Genomic DNA, 17,964 nt, shown 5'->3' with positions numbered 1-17,964 from the left:
CCCCTCCGGCCGGGACGGCGGCAGGCCTGTGCGGGTCGGCGTGCATCTGCCGGTCGGCGTGCATCTGCTTCTCAACCTGGCCCTGAACGAAGGCCTGCGGTGCCGCCACCTTGCACTCGACTCGGTGGATGCGAACTCCCCAGTGGGCAGTGTTGTCGTCGAGCACACCGCGCAGCCCCGCGATGATCTCCTCGCGTGAGGTGAGGATCCGTCTCAGGTCCATGTCATCGACGATGCTGCGCAACGTGGCGACGGTGAGCTGCTCGATCGCCTGGGTGTAGCTGACGACGTCATAGACGGCGGCCCTGGCATCGGTCACCTTGTAGGAGACGGCGGTGTCGATGTCGACGACCAGCCTCTCCTGCGTGATCACCTGCTGCGGCGGGATCGTCAGGACCTGTTCACGCAGGTCGACGCGGTAGCGGACGGTGCTGATGAACGGGATGACGATGTTCAGACCGGGGGTGAGCGTGCGGGTGTAGCGCCCGAAACGCTCCAAGATGGCGACGCTGCCCTCCGGAATGATCCGGATCGCTTTGGTCAAGGCGATGAGGACGAACGCCACAAGGATGACCAGAAGGATGAGGACCGGTTCCACGGTGGCTCTCCTGCCTCTCTGACTTCCCTACTCGGCGTCAGATCGCGCCGTGCAGCAGTCTTCCAGATCCACTCCACGATGGGCTTGAGTTCACCAACAGGAGAGGGTGAGAGCATCTCGGCGGCTCCGTATCCGCTACGGGCGACGCGTCGACGTCTGTCAGGGTTGCTCGAACCCGTCTGTTCGGTCACCTGCCCGCGGCGCCTTCGAGAGATTGTTTGAGCATCCCGTGGGACGATCCCTCGGTGAATCGACTCGTGAACCGTGACCGCTCCCTGGAGGAGCTTGAGCGTGAGCGCTGGCCGGCCCCCTCAGGCGATGTGACCCGCCTTGTGGCCACCGCGCACGCGCTCCGGCGAAAGCCGATCGGCGAGCTGACCGTCGAGGAACTGCGCCTGCTGATCCGGCAGGACGTGGGCCTCACCCATGTCCTGCCGGTAGCGCTGGAGGTGCTCCAGGACGACCCGATGGCGGAGGGGGACATGTATGAGGGCGATCTGCTGGCCGCCGTCCTCACCAGGAGGCCGGCGGCCTGGAGCGAGTCACCCGAACTCGGGTGCGAGCTTCGTCTGATCGTCTCGGAACTGGGTGATCTCTCACCGTCGTTGCGGCGAGATGTCGCGCGATTCCTGGCTCGGTAGGCCGAGCACGTCCCTGGAGCGGTCCCGGTCCGGTCACTGCCGGGACTCGTACACCGGGAGCCGTTCCGGCACGGCTCCGCGGCCCGGTGGTCGGCGGGGGAGCGGTGGCCCCTACGGCGCGGGCGGGCACACCAGGGTGCTGGTGACGGGCGGGTCGGGGAACTCCGAGCCGTCGTAGGCCTGCGTGCCGTCGCCGTACTCGAAGTGGAAGTAGTGCGCGGCGAAGCTGACGACGGGGTGCACGGTGCAGTCGGAGGTGGCGGGGTACTGGTAGGTCAGCGTGATGGTCCGGCTGGTGCCCGGCGCGATCGGCACCAGGGGCGCCGTCAGGTTCATGAGGGCCCGGAGCCCGAAGGGTTCCCAGCGCCCGAGGTCGCACCAGCTCACCTGGCCGGCGCACCCGGTGAGCACCGCCCGGGTGCCGGGGGCGGGTTGCGGACCCGCCTCGACCATGGGCAGCCAGATGTAGAGGAAGGTCACGTCGACGGCCTGGCGGTTGGTGAACGTGACGGTCAGCGTGCCGGTCTGGCCGGGCGTCACGGTGGGGTGGTCGACGCTGAAGGTGAAGTACGGCGGCTGGACGGTGGCCGTGGCGGACGCCTGCGGGGCGAAGCCCATCAGGCTGACGAGGAGGGCGAGTACGGCGACGACGCCGACGCGTCTTGTCGCGGAGTGGGGTGTGCGCATGAGCGGGCAGCGTAGGGAGCCGGGACCGTCCCGTCTGCCCCCTGGCGGAGATCCGGCCATGATCCGGACGCCGGGATTCCCCGGCCCGGCGACGGTGACGTCGCTCCGGCGTGATGCCGGAGCGGGTGCGGTGGGCGGCCGGCAACTCGCTGCCGGAGAAGGCCGGTTCGAGGTATCCGCCGCTGGTCGGGGTGGCTGCTGCCGGTGGCGGCCCGGCTGCCGCCCGGGGTGGGTGCCGCGGCCGGTCGTCGGGCGGGCGGACGGGGAGCCCGGCGAAGCGGGGTGCCCGAACCGTTCGGGCGGAAGTCGGCGGGTTCGTACGGGCGCGGGCCGGGGACGGCCGCCGGCCGCGAGTGGCTCGGGTTGTCCGCGAACCGCTCGTGTGCCGCTCGTGTGCCGCTCATGTGCCGCTCGCGTGCTGCTCGCGAACCGCTCCGATCTCCGCCAGGGCCCCGGAGGCGGTCCAGGACCACGTCATTCCGCAACGATCCGTTAGTCTCACGTGAGGTGATGTTCCTCGGCTTCGGAGGATGACCCATGGCCGTGCACGTGACCGTGTGGGATGACCGCGATCGGGCCGGAGAAGGCCGGACCCCGACAGCTTCGATGGCCCCGGTGACCCCTGCCGCCCCCGCCCTCTTCGTCCACAACATCTTCAGCTGGGGCAGCGACTCCACGTACGGGTTCGCCGGGCAGCGGCCCCTCGCGGACAGCCGACGGCTCCTCCTGATGGATCGCCGGGGCTACGGCGACAGCCCGGACACCGCGCGCAGCGACTTCGACGTCGACGCCGAGGACGTCGTGGAGGTCCTCGGCGACGGGGCCCGTGCCGCGGGGCCCGGCGGCGCCCATCTCGTGGGGCACGGGAACGGCGCCGTCGCCGCGCTCATCGCCGCCGCGCGCCGGCCCGACCTCGTCCGTTCCCTTGCCCTCATCCAGCCCTCCGCCTTCACCGCCGCCGCGCACCATCCGGTCGTCGCCGGCCTCCTCGACCGGGTGCGCGACGGTGTTCCGGGCAGCCTGGACGGCGTCACGCCGGAGCAGTATCTGCGTGCGTCCACCGAGGGGTTGGGGATGGACATGCCCGAGCCCACGTCGCGCCGGCTCCGTGCCGTCGCCACTTCCATGGGGGAGCGGCCCGTCTGGGAGGCGGAAATCCCGCTGGAGGTGATCCGGAGCGCCGCCCTGCCGGTTCTGGTGATCTGCGGAACCTGGGAGCCCGCGCCGGCCGCGTACCGCGAGCACGTGGGGCTCCCCCTCATGGCCGTGGCCGAGTCCCTCACCGACTCCCTCGCGGGCCGCCTGCTGCGGGTGCCCGGGTACTACCCGCACACCCAGGAGCCCGCCGCCGTCAACGCCGCCCTGCGGGAGTTCTGGGGCTGACCCGCTTCCGGATCGGCGCCGGAACAGCCCGCGGCCGGCGTGCGGGCGCCGCCCCGTCAGCGCACTTCGGCCGCACCGGCCCCGTGAGGCCGGTGCGGCAGGGGATGGGAGCCTACGAGAGGAACTGCAGGGAGGACACCTTGTCGTTCCAGGAGCTGCCGAGGTTCCCGGAGCCCTGCGACCGGATCGACAGCTGCCCGCCCCTGAGGCCATCGTTCTCGTAGAGCACCGCCGACAGGCTGGTGTTGTTGAAGTACGAACTGGCTTCGTCGTTGAATTGGTAGCTGCCCAGCGAGGTCACCTTGGCGCGGGTGACCAGGATCGCAGCGCTGCCTCCCCCGTTGTAGTTGATGTCCTTGTAGAGGCACAGCCGGCCCGACGGGCAGGCGGTCTTGCCCTGCCCGGATGTGAGGTAGGTGTCGGCGGCCCGGTTTTCCGCCTGCACCGTCGGGGCGGCATACGCCGGCGCCGTCAGCAGTCCGGCCGCCAGGGCCGCCACACCGGCGGCAAGTCCGACTCGCGACTTCATGGGAACTCCTCGAAGTTCTGGATTGTGCACGGATTGTGCTTTTCAAGCATTTCCACTTTGCCGGCGCACCATGAGCGGCTGTCACCCGGACAACACCCGTGCGGGGCCGCCGGGAACTCGGTCGGCCCAATTCTCGGCGGGGCATGGTCCCGGAACGGCGGAGAGAACCGTCCTGCGCCGATCCCGGGCTCTGTCTCCATCCGAGCGGCGGCCTGGAGCGCGACTCCCGACACACGGCTTCCCGCCCGGCCACAACGCCGTGATGCTCGCTGTCGACGACCGTCACCAGGCCATGAGCGCACGGGTAGACCTGACGCCGATCCCCTCCGTGTCGACGGTCGGGCATTCCGGTTCTGGCGCTGATCCTGTGATCGGGCCAAGCCGCAAGCCCCACTGATCCGTCTCGCCCGCGTCTTCGTATCGTTGGTGCCATGGCGAATGAAGCAGAGCCGGCACCGCACACCAATCGATGGGGCGGCACGGCGGATCCGGTCCCGGGCGGCAGCGAGTCCCACCGGGACGTCTGTACGTGCTTCGACCAGGGCCGGGTGAGCAACCGGCGACGGGTGCGTTTCCACAGTGAGCGTCAGGACACGTCTTCGCCGGCCTGGCGGCATCTCCTGGCGCTGATCGAGGAAGCCGCCGCCGACGGACGGGAGGTGTTTCGGCCGCTGGTGGAGATGAGTCCCCGGGAGCGACGCCAGATCGTCACCCTGCCGTCCAGCATCGCGAAGCTCACCGCCGTCAAGCAGTTCATCCTGTACGGCAGCAACCTGGTTCGGATCCCTCCGGAGATCGGTGCCATGAGCAGTCTGCAGGAATTCACCCCTTACACCTCCTACCGACTCCACTGGTTCCCGTATGAGCTGACCAGGTGCCCGAGCCTGGAACGCAGCACTGTGAGCACACGCGCGCTGTACGGCAACGAGAAGCTCCGTCCACCGTTCCCCCCGCTTCAGCCTGGCGGCGTGGAGACCGCAGACCTCAATCTCGACGATCTCGACCCCGGAGAACGGGGGACCACGGCACTCCGCAGGTGCAGCGTGTGCGACCGGTCGCTGGAAGGAGCCGAGATCCACCAGGCATGGATCTCGCTGCGCGTTGCCACCGACGTCTTGCCGCTCCTGGTCAACGCCTGCTCCGCAGCCTGCCTGAAGATCCTTCCCGAGCCTCCCGAGGACTACATCCGGACCCCACACACGGGCGGCCCCGGACTTGCCCAACCCATCGCCGACTACGCCTGACTCCCCATCATGCCGACGAGCCGCGGCTCAGCTACCGGATGCCGGCCCAGGTCGGCATCCGGGCCGTCACAAGATCAGCGCTGGCCTTGTCACGTGGTCCTTGTAGGCCTGGCAGGGGAAGATCCCAGACCGGTCACGGAACCGTCACATCGTCTGCGCCGGGCGGTTCGTATCGCTACGGTCATCCCTGTCACCCGCACCACCTTCTCAGGGAATCTCATGCGCCGCACCGCCCTCGTCCTGCTTGCCGTCGGCCTGACAGCCACCGCAGTCGCTTGCTCCAGCTCTGGGTCCGGTAGCGAGAAGCCGCCGGTCAGCACCCCCACCGCGACGGGCGGCGCCACGGCCGTCGCGGACACTCCTGCCACCTCCCCCGCCGTCGCGACGAACATGGGGCCGGGGGCGGTGACGGGTAGCGCATCGGCGACTCTTGCCGTGGTCGCCATGACCGTGCAGACCGTGAAGTTCGGCCGGTCCGTGACGGCGGAGGATGACCCGAATCACCTGCTGGGCAGGCCCGGCCAGTACACCTCGAAGGCCACGTTCACGGACTCGCGCGTCAAGGAAGCCGACGTCGAGGGCGAGGACGCCGACTCGGTGGCCCGTGGTGGCGCGGTGGAGGTGTTCGCCACCGAGGCCGACGCCAAGGCACGCGCGCAGTACATCCAGGGCATCGTCAAGTCCCTCCCCGCGGCCCTGGAGTACGACTATGTCCGCGGCACCGTGTTGATCCGCGTGTCCAAGTTCCTCACGCCGGCACAGGCCGACGGGTACAAGGGGGCCATCGGCGCCTGATCCGTTTCGGCGAACTCCTCGACGTCGAGCCCTGCGAGCCCACCCACCAGGGCTGACCTGGACGGGTCCAGCCGGGCCGACCGGCGGGCAGCGGCCTACGAATCCGAGCGCAGGCCCAGGGCGCTGTGCTGCACGAGTCCTGCGGGAACGTCCGCGTTCCCCGACCTCCTGCGAGTCAACTCCATGAATTCTGACCGAAGTTCCTGCGCGGGCTCACCGAGCACGATCGTGCTGAGCACAAGTTCCAGCAACAAGCAGTCGTACTCGTCGTCGCTACTGCGACGGCGTTCCGGGTCGCGTTCCACCACCGCCTCGGTGATCTGCCGGCCACCGCCATCGGCTGGCGCGAAGGTCGCTTCGAAGATCCCGTGGCCCGTCCAGCTTCGGTGCAGGAAGACGACATCGCCCTCGGTGAAGACGTCCCACTTCTCGTCCATGTCCCGGGACCAGTAGCCGAGCTGGATGCGCTGCCAGTCCTCATCCGACCAGATCCGGCGCGGCAGGAGCGGCATCGGCCGGGAGGCGGACACCGGCTGGATGCGGTCGGAGAATGAGGACCGGGTCACGCGTTCGTGGGCGGGCATGCCGCGATCTTACGGAGGGCGCCGCCCGTGGTGCCGGTCTCTCCGTTGCTGCGGGGTCAACCCTGCCCGTCCGGAGCGGTGGCGAGTCGGCCGAGTAGCGCCATCACGATGATCCGGACGTTCTTGTCGTTCGTCACCGCGCAGTGGGCTTCGACGCCTCGTTCGTCCGGTTCCTGGTCCGGCTCGGTCAAGCCCACCCGGATCAGGTCGACGGCGTACTCGCGGCTCCGGGAGTAGTCCGCCGCGGCATTCGCCGCTTCGACGTGGTCGATGCGGCCGGGATCCGCAGCCCGCAGCAGCGCCGGGGTGGGCGGCGGCCCCAGCACCTCCCCGACCCACCCCGAGACGGCCTCCCGGGGGCAGCCCCGATCCAGGTCCGAAGAGGCCGCAGCGACGAGCGCCAGTCGGATGAGGAGCGTCCCGAACCAGGTCGTGGCCTCGGCCGGAGGCGTTTCCGTGCCTCCCGGCGGCATGACCGCCTGGTACAGAGCCGCCGGGTCGTCGGCGTGCGCGGCGGCGATGACCGCCTTCACCGCGTTGCCGAGGGCAGGCTTGTCGATGGTCATGTCGTCGGTTCTCCTCATAGTCGGTGGCCGCCAGGTGCGCGGTGAACGGCCGGTGGAGGGCAGGCTTGCCCCGCTGCGGGCGGCAGGTCGACCGGCCTGACGGCCAGGACCGGTGCGGTTCCGCCTCACCCACTCCTTGAGTACCTGACCTGTGGTCATGCAGCTGTGGACACCGTAGGGCTCCTGGATCGGCCCGCGCAGGCGAAAGCGGGTTCCGCCCCTTTCTGTCCCTCTTGAGTGTGGTCCGGTCAGCTGCGCGGAGGACCAGCACGTCGTGCCGGGGCGGGGGGTGGGTCGGTGTGAGCAATTGGGCCGATCTCACTCACATCGCTTGCCGGCGCTGACGGCCCACAGCCGCTGCTGGACGGCTGCCTCGTAGGACTGCGGGCTGGAGGCGACCAGCCGGGGGTGACCCTTGACCTCGTTGCCACTTGGAGCTGAAGGAATACTCGAAGCCGGCCCTGACCGCAACCCTCCTGGGCGTGCTGCCCCGCCGCCGACCTGCGTCGCACTGGAACAGGCAGAAATTCGCCGGTCCCGCATCAGCGACTTCGGGCTCGTCGTTTACGCTGAGCAGCGGTGCGGTTACGCGACCCGTGTGGCCGTGGGGGACAAGGGGGTTGAGGGAATGCCAGGTTTCCGGGTGAATCCGCAGGACCTGCGGGACGCGTCGACGGCCGGCTACGCCGTGGCGAAGGACATCAGTCAGGACTGGGCGCAGGCGTTCGGTCAGGTGCCGCCGGTCCTGGGCCTGGCGAACTGGATGTTCGAAGGCCCGGCCAAGGCCGCCGTGCACGACCTCGGTCGGCACATCGGCCGTATCACCACCAACAGGCTGGAGGAGGCGGCCGGCAACCTGTCGATCATGGCCAGGACCTATGAGGGCGCGGACGCCGGCGCCGCCTCGACGGTGGGCGGGGCGGGGACGCGGAGCGGGGCAGGGGAGCAGGGCTGATGGCACCGCACTACTGGGGCATGATCAAGGAAGCCGACGTCGGCACGCTCAGGACGGCCGTCCAGGTCCTGGGGACCTTCGAGGGCAGGTTCAAGCAGCGGATCACCGCCTGGCAGACGATGCAGCGCAACCTGGCCGACTCCTCCTGGCACGGCCAGGCCTCGGACGCGACCACCACCGCACTCCAGGACCGCGCCAACCAGCTGCTGCTGATCGACCAGTTCATCGAGGACCTGCGCCGGATGCTGACCGACGGCGTCGACAGCATCCTCCTTCTGCGGGCACGCCAGCAGGAGCTTGTCACGTACGCGACCGGCAACTGCCTGGAGATCGTCGCCGCCGACGTGAACACCGCACCGGTGGTGCGGGTCCTGCCGCCGGACCAGCGCTCCCGCAACGACCCCGAGTGGCGCAAGGAAGTGGAGGCCGTCCGCGACCGCCTCGTGACGGCCGTCGACGCCCTGTGCACCGACGCCCGTGGCATCGACGAGCGCCTCGCCCAGGCCCTGGCCGGCTTCGACTACATCGCCAAGAGCGACGGGGACTACGACCCGGCGAAGGTCGCCGAGGCCACCAAGTCCGCCGCCGAACTCGACCAGGCGGTGAACCGCAGCATGGGAGACACCGCCGCAACCCCCGACAGCAACCGGAAGTGGTGGGACTCGCTCCCCGAGACCACCCGCGAGCAACTCCTCCAGGACCACCCCGACCGGGTCGGCGCCCTCGACGGCCTGCCCGTCGAGACACGGGACCAGGCCAACCGGGCCTGGCTGCCCCAGCTGCGCGCCCAGATGACCCAGGACCTCACCGACCCCTACCGCTCGCAGACCGTCTCCCAGACGAACCTCGACGGCCTCGACGCCCTGCAGAAGCAGATCGACACCCCCGGCGCCCCGCCCCAGCTCTTGCTCAGCATGGACGACCCACGCAAGGTGTCCCACACACCGGGCGCCGTCCTCGCCTATGGCAACCCGGACACCGCCACCCACATCGCCGCCTACGTACCGCCCAACCCGGCGGTGGGAACCCTCCCCGCGGACGCCGCCGCCGCGCGCGCCCTGGCCGTCGCGGCCGGGAAGGCGGACCCGACGAAGCCGACGGCGAGCATCGTCTTCACCAGCCTCGGCCCGCCCGGCGACCCGTACCTGACCCCCGGTGCGTCACTCAGCCCGCTGCGCGACGCCGGCGCCGCCATCCACGGCACGTACAACGGTCTGCGGGTCTCCCACCGGGACGGGAACGCCACCCTGAGCGAGGTCGCCGCCACCCCGGACGGATCCGGATACCTCGTCGCCCGCACGCCCCTGGACAGCACGAGGAACCCCGGGTGGAACTTCACCCCCGACTCGATCGTGGCCGGCACACGGGGCGGCCCCGACGACCCGTCCTCCCGCCACACGGCCGCCGAAGCGATCGTCGGCCGCCGGTAGCGCGCCTGCCCCGCGGAATGAGCCACACCCGAAACCTCAGAGGTCACGACGGGGCGGGCCGGTGCGCCCGGAGGCAGTTTCAACCCCGCCCCCGCGCGCTCGCACCTGTTCCCGGGCCCCGGGAACAGGTGCGAGCGGCCCGGTGAGCGCGACGCCATCGGACGCGAGCTGATCCACCCCGCAGCCCGGCACGGGCCGACCGGCGGCCCGCCGCGCCATGCGAGTGGTGCGTGCCGTGGACCACGGTGCGGTCGGGGTGGTGGGCGTCCAGGTGGGTGAAGTCGCCTTTCGCCTGCGCGGGCTCCCGCCCCGGCTCTACGGTGTTCGCATGACATGACGGACCGTCAGAACTGTGGGGTGGGGCCTGATGGATGTTCCGCTGGCGGACGCGGTGGCTGCGGTGCGCGACGAGCTGCTGGAAGCGGCGGCCCGGGTCGGAAACGATCCCGGTGTGGTGTTCACGGTGGGGCCGGTGGAGATGGAGTTCGAGGTCGAGCTGCGCGCCGACGCCAAGGCCAAGGCAGGCTTCAAGCTGTGGGCCGTCGGAGCCGAGACCGAGGCCGGCGTCTCCCGCGCCCGCACCCACCGGGTGTCCTTCACCCTCACCCCCAGGCGTCCGGACGGTGGTGACCTCCTGGTCAGTTCCACCGTGCCGGTTCCGGAGGGCCCCGGCGACAGCACCGGGCGCATCGACGGCTGAGAGCCGGGCCCGCTGCCGGCGCCACAGGATCCGGCCGCGGCCAGGTGGTGGTATGCGGGGGTGAGCGGTAGGGGGCTTGGATGGAGCGGGCACGGCTGGCCGGGGTGAACGGGCCGGGCGGACGCGGCTCCGGGTACGCGGTCGGCGGCCGCCTGGTGCTCACCTCCGCCCACGTCGCCGGCCCCGTCGGCACCCGGGTGAAGGTGTTCCACCCAGGCGGCAGCGGCACCGCGCAGGGCCGGGTGGTGTGGTCCGGCACTCCGGGCGGGCGCGACGACGCGGCACTGGTCCTCGTCCATGACAGCGTGCACTGGCAGCCGCCGACCTCCCCGGTGCGGTGGGGCCGAGCCGTCACCGAACGCCCCGCGATCCCGTGCGAGACCTGGGGCATCCCCGAGGTCGCCCAGCGGACGGGCCGGGCGGTGGAGGCCGAGCAGCTGCGCGGCCGGCTCAACCCCGGCACCGGCTTCGTCGGCAACCAGCACGTCATCGACCTCGACCGGCCCCCGCCCGGGTGGCGGGCCGACGGCACCTCGCCGTTCGCCGGACTCTCCGGGGCGGCGGTGTTCTGCGACCGGTTCCTGACCGGTGTCGTCGCCGCAGACCGCGCGCACTCCGGCCACGCCCGCCTGAACGCGGTTCCCGCCTACGTCCTCCACCACGACCCGGCGTTCCGCGCCGCCCTCGCGGAGTGGGATGTCGGACCGAGTGGCGGTCTGCGGGCCGCCGAGTTCCAGGACCTCGCCGACCGGGCCCAGGACCCCGACCGCACCCAGCTGCTGCCTTCACCCGCGGCCCTCCTCCAGGCCCGCCACCAGATCGTCCCCTTCCACGGCCGCCACGAACTCCTCGCCGAACTGGCCGCCTGGTGCCGGCTCGGCGGGTTCGGTGCCTGGCTCCTGCACGGCCCGGGCGGTCAGGGCAAGACCCGCCTCGCCCACCACCTCGCCGACCAGCTCGCCGCCGACGGCTGGGCCGTCCTGTGGCCGCGCACCACCGCCGGCCCGGAACAACTACGGGAACTGCGTCACGCCGCCAGGCCGCTGCTGATCGTCCTCGACTACGCCGAGAGCCGCACCGACCAGATCGCCGCCCTGGTCGAAGCCGCCGCCGACCACCCCGCCACCACCCCGCTGAAACTCCTGCTACTCGCCCGCACCGACGGCGACTGGTGGCAACAGGCCACCACCGCCACCAGCCTCGCCGAGGATTTCCTCGCCACTGCCCGCACCCGCCTCCTCACCCCCCTCGACGACACCCCCGCCGACCGCGACCACCGCTACCACGACGCCACCCGCGCCCTCGCCGACGCCCTTTCGCACGTCGACGGCCTGCCCGCCCACGACTGGCCCGCCCTCGCCCGCGCACTGCAGCCGCCGCGGCTCGACCACAGCGCCTACGGAAACGCCCTCACCCTCCACATGACCGCCCTCGCCGACCTCCTCGACGGCACCTCGCCCCGCAGTCCGGGACAGGCCCGGCCCGCGGATCGAGGTGCCGTCGGCCAGGAGGCCGACCTCGTCGAGGACCGCCTCCTCGTCCACGAACGCCGCCACTGGCGGCAGACCGTCCTCGCCACCGCCACCGCCCCCGCCCTCAGGCTCGCGACCCTGGAGACTGCGCTCGCCGCCGCCCATCTCGCGGGCGCCGCCGACAGCGAACAGGCCGACCGGCTGTGGCGACGGCTGCCCGTCCTCGAAGGCCAGAGCCGCGACCGCCGCAACCAGGTCACCGCCTGGCTCGCTTCGCTCTACCCCGTCCCCGTCCCCGTCCCCGCCTCCGGCGGACCTCCCTGGGGTGCCTTCCAGCCCGACCGTCTCGCCGAACGCCACATCGGACGCGCCCTCGAAGCCGACCCTACCCTCGCCGACCACCTCCTCAACGGCGCCGACGACACCCAGACCGATCAGCTCCTCACGGTCTACAGCCGCGCAGCCGCCCACCCCGTCCTCCGCCGGCTCGACCGCCACCTCACCGACCTCTGCATCCGCCACTACCGGCAGATCGCCCCGCACGCCATCGCCGTCGCCACCCGCACCGACCATCCCCGGCCCCTCATCGCCGCCCTCGACACCGTCATCACCCACCCCGATGTCCCCTTCCACACCCTCAACGCCCTCAATGGCCTCTTCCCCCAGACCAGCCATCGTCTTGCCGCCACCGCCGCCCGCCTCACCCTCGTCATCACCGGCCACTACCGCGCCCTCGCCAGGGCCGACCCGGACGCCTACCTGCCCGACCTCGCCAGGGCCCTCAACAACCTCGCCGTCCGGCTGGGTGAGGCGGGTCGGCGGGCCGAAGGCCTGGCCGCCATCCAGGAAGCTGTCGGCCACTACCGCGTTCTCGCCAGGGCTGACTCCGATGCCCACCTGCCCGACCTCGCCAGGGCCCTCAACAATCTCTCCCACCGGCTGGGCGAGATGGGCCGGTGGGCGGAGGGTCTGGCTGCGATTCAGGAAGCTGTCGGCCACTACCGCGTTCTCGCCAGGGCCGACCCGGACGCCCACCTGCCCGACCTCGCCAGGGCCCTCAACAACTTCTCCCTCCGGCTGGGTGAGGCGGGTCGGCGGGCCGAAGGCCTGGCCGCCATCCAGGAAGCTGTCGGCCACTACCGCGTTCTCGCCAGGGCTGACTCCGATGCCCACCTGCCCGACCTCGCGATGGCCCTCAACAACCTCGCCAACTGGCTGAGCGAGGCGGGCCGGCGGGCGGAGGGTCTGGCCGTGATCCAGGAAGCCGTCGCCATCCGCCGTGCCCTGGCCGACGCGAACCCCGACGCCTACCTGCCCGACCTCGCCAGTTCCCTCAACAACCTTTCCAACCTGCTCAGCGAAGTGGGCCGGTGGGTGGAAGGTCCCGCCGTGATCCAGGAAGCCGTCGGGCACTACCGCGCCCTCGCCCGAGCCAATCCCGACGCCTACCTGCCCGACCTCGCCACGGCCCTCAACAACCTCTCCAACCGGCTCAGCGAAGTGGGCCGGCGGGCCGAAGGCCTGCTCGCCAGCGAAGAAGCCGTCGCCATCCGCCGCACCCTCAGCAGGGCCAACCCCGACGCGTACCTGCCCGACCTCGCCAGCGCCCTCAACAACCTCTCCATCCGGCTGGGCCAGGCAGGCCGGCGGACCGAAGGCCTGACCGCCATCCAGGAAGCCGTCGGCCACTACCGCGCTCTCGCCCGAGCCAATCCGGACGCCCATGTGCCCGACCTCGCGATGGCCCTCAACAACCTCGCCAACCGGTTGGGCGAGGCAGGCCGACAGGCGGAGGGCCTGGCCGCCACCCAGGAAGCCGCCGGCCACTACCGCACCCTCACCCATGCCGACCCTCACGCCCACCTGCCCAACCTCGCCGCCACCCTCAACAACCTGGCGGTCCGGTTGGGCGAGGCGGGCCGTCGGGCGGAGGGCCTGACCACCATTCAGGAAGCCGTCACCATCGACCGCACCCTCGTCCAGGCGAACCCCGACGCCCACCTGCCTGACCTCGCCGGTTCCCTCAACAACCTCTCCAGCGGTCTCAGCGAAGTGGGCCGGACGGCCGAAGGCCTGGCCGCCAGCGAGGAAGCCGTCGCCATCCGCCGTACCCTCACCAGGGCCAACCCCGGCGCACACCTGCCCGCCCTCGCCGGCGCCCTCAACAACCTGGCGCTCCGGTTGGGCGAGGCAGGCCGGCGGGCCGAAGGCCTGACCACCATCGAGGAAGCCGTCCGCCACTACCGCACCCTGGTCGACGCGAACCCGAAGGCCTTCGACCCGCACCTGCAACGGTCCCTGACCGTGGTCGCCTGGCTCGAAGGCCTCGAACCGTAGCCGGGTGAGGCGGCTACCGCCGCAAGCTCCGGCGGGGGAGCATCACATGGTCGGAATGACGCTCCCCGCCGGTCCTGCGTACCCTGCGGCGGCCGGCACCTGATGTGCCTCGCTCGGTGATCGCCCGGATCTCCTGGGCGTCGTCGGGCTCGGCGGCCTGGCCGCGTGATCCGGCCACGTGATCCGGCCACGTGGTGAGGCCACGTCTCCCATGGCGCGGCGCCGGCTGCGGAGATGCCCACGGAGGTGCCCTCCGCAGTCCCCTGGCTTCGGGCCACGCCGGTTCGCTACATCCAGCTGGCGGCCCAGTGGTGGACGCCGTAGGCGTCGGGGAACTCCTCGCCCGCCCGGTGTTTCTCGTTGAATCCGTACGGATAGAACAGTTCGCTCGGGAAAACCGTGATCGCCGATCGGCCGGCCTCCTCCGACAGCCGCTTGTAGACGGTGGTGGCCAGTCCGGGACCGGTCTTCAACGCCGCATTCGCATCGGCGAACTCTTTTACCCGGAGGGGCAGTTCCTGCACACAGGCGGCCATGAACGGGTGGTCGGGCACCGCACCCATGATGCCCGTCGACACGTGTACGCCGTCCTCACTGGCGGCGAAGACATCCAGTTCCCCGAGGAGACGGTCCAGGGGACGCAGACACTCGAAGTCGGTGTCGATGTAGATGCCGCCGTGGCGCAGCAGGATCTCGTACCGTGCCACGTCGGACTTCTCCGACCAGCTGTCCAGCGCGAGGAACGCGTCACCATTGGTGAGGAAGCCGGAACGGGAGGGGTCGAGGTCGTCCTCGGTCCACAGCCGGTACTCCCAGTCGGGGTGATGGTGCTGCCAACTGCGGGAGTAGGCGCGGAACCGCTCCGGCATCGGACCGCCCATCCAGACCTGGTGGAAAACCCGGGGTATCGACACGTGATGGTCCTCTCTTCTGTTTCCGGAGAATTCGCGCCCGACCGGAAGGACGGCGCGTTTCGTCCGCCCCGACGGGAACGCCCGCGGGGCGGCGTGCACTTGCAGGATCCTCATGTCCCGGAACTGGAGTACAAGGCGGCCTGCGACCGCCAGAACACCAGCGCGAGCCACAGCAGCAGCGGCCCGGCGCACGGCGAGGCCAGGACGAGCCAGAGCGGGACATGGAGGTCACCGGCCCTGCCGAGCAAAGCGGTCGCCGGCAGGTAGGCCACGAAGGCGACAGGCACGAGGAAGGTGAGTACGAAGCGGGTGGGCCCGGGGAAGACCGTGAGCGGGTAGCCCCCGAAGGTGTTCATGACGTTGTCGACCACCGAACGCAGGGAGCGGTTGGAAAGGGTTCGGAAGGACAGCGCGCTGATGCCGATCTGGACGGCGCCCTCGACCATCGCGCCACCCACCAGGGCCGGCACGAGGTAGAGGAGGGCCGTCGCCGAGTGCAGCGAGTCGAGGTTCCAGACGGCGCCGGCGAGGATGGCGGCCCCGGTCAGCAGGTCACCGACCGCGGGCAGGTGCGCCTGTCGGCAGAGCAGTTGCAGCAGGACCCCGGTGGGGCGGACCAGATAGCGGTCGAACTCGCCGGTGCGAATGGTGAGGTCGAGATAGAAGAGCTGGTTGCCCGGTACCACCCAGAGGCCGTGCGATGTCAGGCGCATGCCGTACAGCAGGCAGATCTCCGCCATGGACCATCCGCCGACCGTCCCGAAACGGGTGGAGACGACCCAGATGAAGACGAGACCCACTCCTTGGAAGGCGGCCCCGCCGACGCAGCCGACCAGGAGGTTTCCGCGGTACTGGAGCTGGGCCTTCAGGGCCACGTGCAGCAGCAACCGGAACGCGAGCAGGCGTGGGACAGGACGGGCGGCGGAACAGGGCGCGGAGTCTCCCGGGGGCGTCATGGTCATCCCCCCTGCACGACGACGCGGCGCAGGGCCCTGAGCCACACCAGCCTCAGGACCAGCCACAGCGCGATGGCCCAGGCGCACTGGACGGCCAGTGCCTGCAGGATGTCGCGGGTCCCGTGCATCTGGCCGAGGTACAGGGCGGTGGGGATGTAGACCATGGTCTGGAAGGGCAGCAGGCGGGTCACGTCGGCCAGCCAGTCGGGCATGAACCACAACGGCACCAGGGCCCCGGAGAAGAAGCGCGCCGTCATCAGGTAGACGGAGTAGACCCCGTCCAGCTCCAGGGTCCAGAACGAGATCATGCTGACGATCACGCCCAGCAGGAGGGCGCTGCTGTAGGCGGGAACCAGGCTGACGACGTAGGCGAGCATCGCCGTGGCGGAGGCGGGGGCCTGCGCGCCGCCCGCCAGCACGGAGAAGACCAGCGCGACGGCCACGAACGGGACCATGGCGAGGGTGCTGCCGGCCCGGGCGGCGATCATCTGGGAGGTGAAGCGGACGGGGCGGGCGAGATCGAGGGCCACGACGCCCTCCCGCACCCGCAGTTGGAGCGTCGACAGTCCCCCGGAATCCGTGAGCCAGGACTGCACCGAGGCCAGGACGACGTAGGTGATCTGGGTGGCGAGGGTGATCTCGTGTCCCCCCTCCACAGCCGCGCTTCCCGAGCGGGGGTAGACGGCGGTCCACACCAGGCGAAGCATGTAGATCTGGAGCAGCAGGCCCGCCAGGCCGAAGAGGACGTCGCTCCGGTAGGCGTACTGGCTGCGCGCCTGGACACGGGCCAGGGCGGTGTACGCCGCCAGGCGCTGGCGCGGTCCCAGCCGGGCCGAGGGCCTCATCACCCGTCCTCGCTTCCGGAGTAGATCCGGTGGATGACACCTTCGAGGGCCGACTCGGTGATCGACAGGTCCGTGACGCGGTGCCGGGCCAGTACGGCGGCGATGATCTCCGGGCTCTGGGTCTCCTTCGGAGCGAAGCGGAGTGAGACGACCCCGGGTTCGGCGGCACCGGACCGCACGCACTCGACGCCGGGCAGGTCGACGCCCTGCCACGTGGTGCCTTCGGCGAGGTGGAACACCAGTTCCCGGTGCGGCGCGAACTGTGTCTTGAGCTCGTCGACGGCGCCGTCGTAGAGCACCCGGCCTCCGTCGATGAGGATGATCCGGGTGCACAGCCGCTCGACGTCGCCGAGGTCGTGGGTGGTCAGGACCACGCTGGTGCCGTGCACCCGGTTCTGGGTGGCGATGAACTCGCGCATGCGCTCCCTGGCGATGATGTCCAGCCCGATGGTGGGTTCGTCGAGGAAGAGGATCCGCGGCTCGGGCAACATCGCGGCGGCGAGGTCTCCGCGCATGCGCTGCCCGAGGGACAGCTGACGCACCGGCGTGTCCAGGAACGGTCCCAGCATCAGCATGTCCGTGAAGTGGGTGATGTTCCGCCGGTAGCGGGTTCGCTCCACTCCGTAGAGCCTGCCCACCGTCTCCAGGGAGTCCCGCAGCGGAAGGTCCCACCACAGCTGGCTGCGCTGGCCGAAGACGACGCCGATGTTGCGGGCGTGCCGCTCGCGCTCGCGCCAGGGAACGACCCCGGCGACCTCCACGCGCCCCGCGGTGGGCCGCAGAATCCCGGCGAGCATCTTGACGGTCGTCGACTTGCCGGCGCCATTGGGCCCCAGGTACCCGACCAACTCCCCTTCACCGATTGAGAAGTCGATGCCGTCGACGGCGAGCTTGCTCGTGTACTGGCGGGTGAGCAGGGTCCGCAGGCCGCCGAACGGCCCGTCGATCCTCTTGGGCCTCCGGAACTCCTTGACCAGGCCCGCCACTTCGATCAGCGACACACGACACCCTTCCTTTGACAACGGACGGCCGAACGGGAGGGACGTTCCGGTCGGTCGCGGGCCATCCCCGGCAGCCGGGCTCGTATCCCAGGCGGGTGCCGTATTCCATGGCGAAGGTGCCCGCCGGACCGAGGCGGGCACGCGTGGAGACGACCGCAGCGATGAGGTCCCCTGTGAGCGGTTCGACGGGCCCTTCGCCAGCGGGTGCAGCGCTCTCCGTGAAGAACTCCGGCAAGTTGTCCGAAGACCAGGTGGAGATCCCAGAGTTGCCCATGCTTAATTGTCCGTCTACAAAAATCGGCTGAGTCCCAAGTGAACTGCGGACAA

Annotated in this window: 16 protein-coding genes and 1 pseudogene; 8 read left to right on the top strand and 9 right to left on the bottom strand. The window is 70.6% G+C overall.

Annotated features, from left to right (window positions below; all coding sequences use genetic code 11):
• Window positions 1-37: 37 nt before the first annotated feature.
• Window positions 38-598, bottom strand: a pseudogene (locus tag BU198_RS42840) (SPFH domain-containing protein); the annotation flags it as partial.
• A 245-nt stretch (window positions 599-843) separates the two neighbouring features.
• Between BU198_RS42840 and BU198_RS31750 the strand changes: the two are divergent.
• Window positions 844-1,239 (top strand): contact-dependent growth inhibition system immunity protein, encoded by a 396-nt coding sequence (locus tag BU198_RS31750; RefSeq protein WP_317620405.1) that lies wholly within the window; start codon window positions 844-846, stop codon window positions 1,237-1,239.
• Between the two features lie 111 nt (window positions 1,240-1,350).
• Here BU198_RS31750 and BU198_RS31745 read toward each other — a convergent pair whose 3' ends face one another.
• The gene (locus BU198_RS31745) at window positions 1,351-1,926 is read right to left on the bottom strand and encodes a hypothetical protein (protein WP_188300304.1); all 576 of its coding nucleotides are present in this window, start codon (window positions 1,924-1,926) and stop codon (window positions 1,351-1,353) included.
• Between the two features lie 537 nt (window positions 1,927-2,463).
• Here BU198_RS31745 and BU198_RS31740 point away from each other — a divergent pair.
• Window positions 2,464-3,309 (top strand): alpha/beta fold hydrolase, encoded by an 846-nt coding sequence (locus BU198_RS31740; protein ID WP_188300303.1) that lies wholly within the window; start codon window positions 2,464-2,466, stop codon window positions 3,307-3,309.
• Window positions 3,310-3,421: 112 nt separating this feature from the next.
• Here BU198_RS31740 and BU198_RS31735 read toward each other — a convergent pair whose 3' ends face one another.
• Entirely contained in the window at window positions 3,422-3,838 is a 417-nt protein-coding gene (locus tag BU198_RS31735) for a peptidase inhibitor family I36 protein (protein ID WP_188300302.1), read from the bottom strand.
• A 431-nt stretch (window positions 3,839-4,269) separates the two neighbouring features.
• Between BU198_RS31735 and BU198_RS31730 the strand changes: the two genes are divergently transcribed.
• Window positions 4,270-5,082 (top strand): leucine-rich repeat domain-containing protein, encoded by an 813-nt coding sequence (locus tag BU198_RS31730; protein WP_223245224.1) that lies wholly within the window; start codon window positions 4,270-4,272, stop codon window positions 5,080-5,082.
• Between the two features lie 219 nt (window positions 5,083-5,301).
• Window positions 5,302-5,877: a hypothetical protein gene (locus BU198_RS31725; protein WP_188300301.1), complete on the top strand. Its 576-nt coding sequence runs from the start codon at window positions 5,302-5,304 to the stop codon at window positions 5,875-5,877.
• A 95-nt stretch (window positions 5,878-5,972) separates the two neighbouring features.
• Here BU198_RS31725 and BU198_RS31720 read toward each other — a convergent pair whose 3' ends face one another.
• Window positions 5,973-6,389 (bottom strand): hypothetical protein, encoded by a 417-nt coding sequence (locus tag BU198_RS31720; protein ID WP_188300315.1) that lies wholly within the window; start codon window positions 6,387-6,389, stop codon window positions 5,973-5,975.
• Window positions 6,390-6,517: 128 nt separating this feature from the next.
• Window positions 6,518-7,027, bottom strand: a complete 510-nt coding sequence (locus BU198_RS31715) for a hypothetical protein (RefSeq protein ID WP_188300300.1) — start codon at window positions 7,025-7,027, stop codon at window positions 6,518-6,520.
• Window positions 7,028-7,670: 643 nt separating this feature from the next.
• Between BU198_RS31715 and BU198_RS31710 the strand changes: the two genes are divergently transcribed.
• The 4 genes from BU198_RS31710 (at window position 7,671) to BU198_RS31695 (ending at window position 13,921) form a co-directional block, all read left to right on the top strand.
• On the top strand, window positions 7,671-7,982 hold the full coding sequence (locus BU198_RS31710) for a hypothetical protein (protein WP_188300299.1): 312 nt from the start codon (window positions 7,671-7,673) through the stop codon (window positions 7,980-7,982).
• On the top strand, window positions 7,982-9,412 hold the full coding sequence (locus BU198_RS31705) for a hypothetical protein (protein WP_188300298.1): 1,431 nt from the start codon (window positions 7,982-7,984) through the stop codon (window positions 9,410-9,412). The genes BU198_RS31710 and BU198_RS31705 overlap by 1 nt, the downstream gene beginning before the upstream one ends.
• 367 nt (window positions 9,413-9,779) lie before the next feature.
• Window positions 9,780-10,112, top strand: a complete 333-nt coding sequence (locus BU198_RS43535) for a trypco2 family protein (protein WP_188300297.1) — start codon at window positions 9,780-9,782, stop codon at window positions 10,110-10,112.
• Between the two features lie 80 nt (window positions 10,113-10,192).
• Window positions 10,193-13,921, top strand: coding sequence for a tetratricopeptide repeat protein (locus tag BU198_RS31695; RefSeq protein WP_188300296.1), 3,729 nt, complete (start codon window positions 10,193-10,195; stop codon window positions 13,919-13,921).
• 287 nt (window positions 13,922-14,208) lie between these two features.
• Here BU198_RS31695 and BU198_RS31690 read toward each other — a convergent pair whose 3' ends face one another.
• Genes BU198_RS31690 through BU198_RS31675 form a run of 4 tightly spaced genes read right to left on the bottom strand, consistent with a single transcriptional unit; the run spans window position 14,209 to window position 17,637 of the window.
• Window positions 14,209-14,934: a glycosyltransferase gene (locus tag BU198_RS31690; RefSeq protein ID WP_188300295.1), complete on the bottom strand. Its 726-nt coding sequence runs from the start codon at window positions 14,932-14,934 to the stop codon at window positions 14,209-14,211.
• Between the two features lie 11 nt (window positions 14,935-14,945).
• A complete protein-coding gene (locus BU198_RS31685; RefSeq protein ID WP_188300294.1) occupies window positions 14,946-15,791 on the bottom strand; it encodes an ABC transporter permease in 846 nt (281 codons plus the stop codon).
• A 2-nt stretch (window positions 15,792-15,793) separates the two neighbouring features.
• Window positions 15,794-16,636, bottom strand: coding sequence for an ABC transporter permease (locus BU198_RS31680; protein WP_188300293.1), 843 nt, complete (start codon window positions 16,634-16,636; stop codon window positions 15,794-15,796).
• Window positions 16,636-17,637, bottom strand: a complete 1,002-nt coding sequence (locus tag BU198_RS31675) for an ATP-binding cassette domain-containing protein (protein WP_188300292.1) — start codon at window positions 17,635-17,637, stop codon at window positions 16,636-16,638. The genes BU198_RS31680 and BU198_RS31675 overlap by 1 nt, the downstream gene beginning before the upstream one ends.
• Window positions 17,638-17,964: the final 327 nt, after the last annotated feature.

Origin of the sequence: Streptomyces sp. CBMA156, from assembly GCF_014596515.1 — a bacterium.
Classification (GTDB): domain Bacteria; phylum Actinomycetota; class Actinomycetes; order Streptomycetales; family Streptomycetaceae; genus Kitasatospora.
This window is presented reverse-complemented; position numbering and strand designations above follow the sequence as displayed.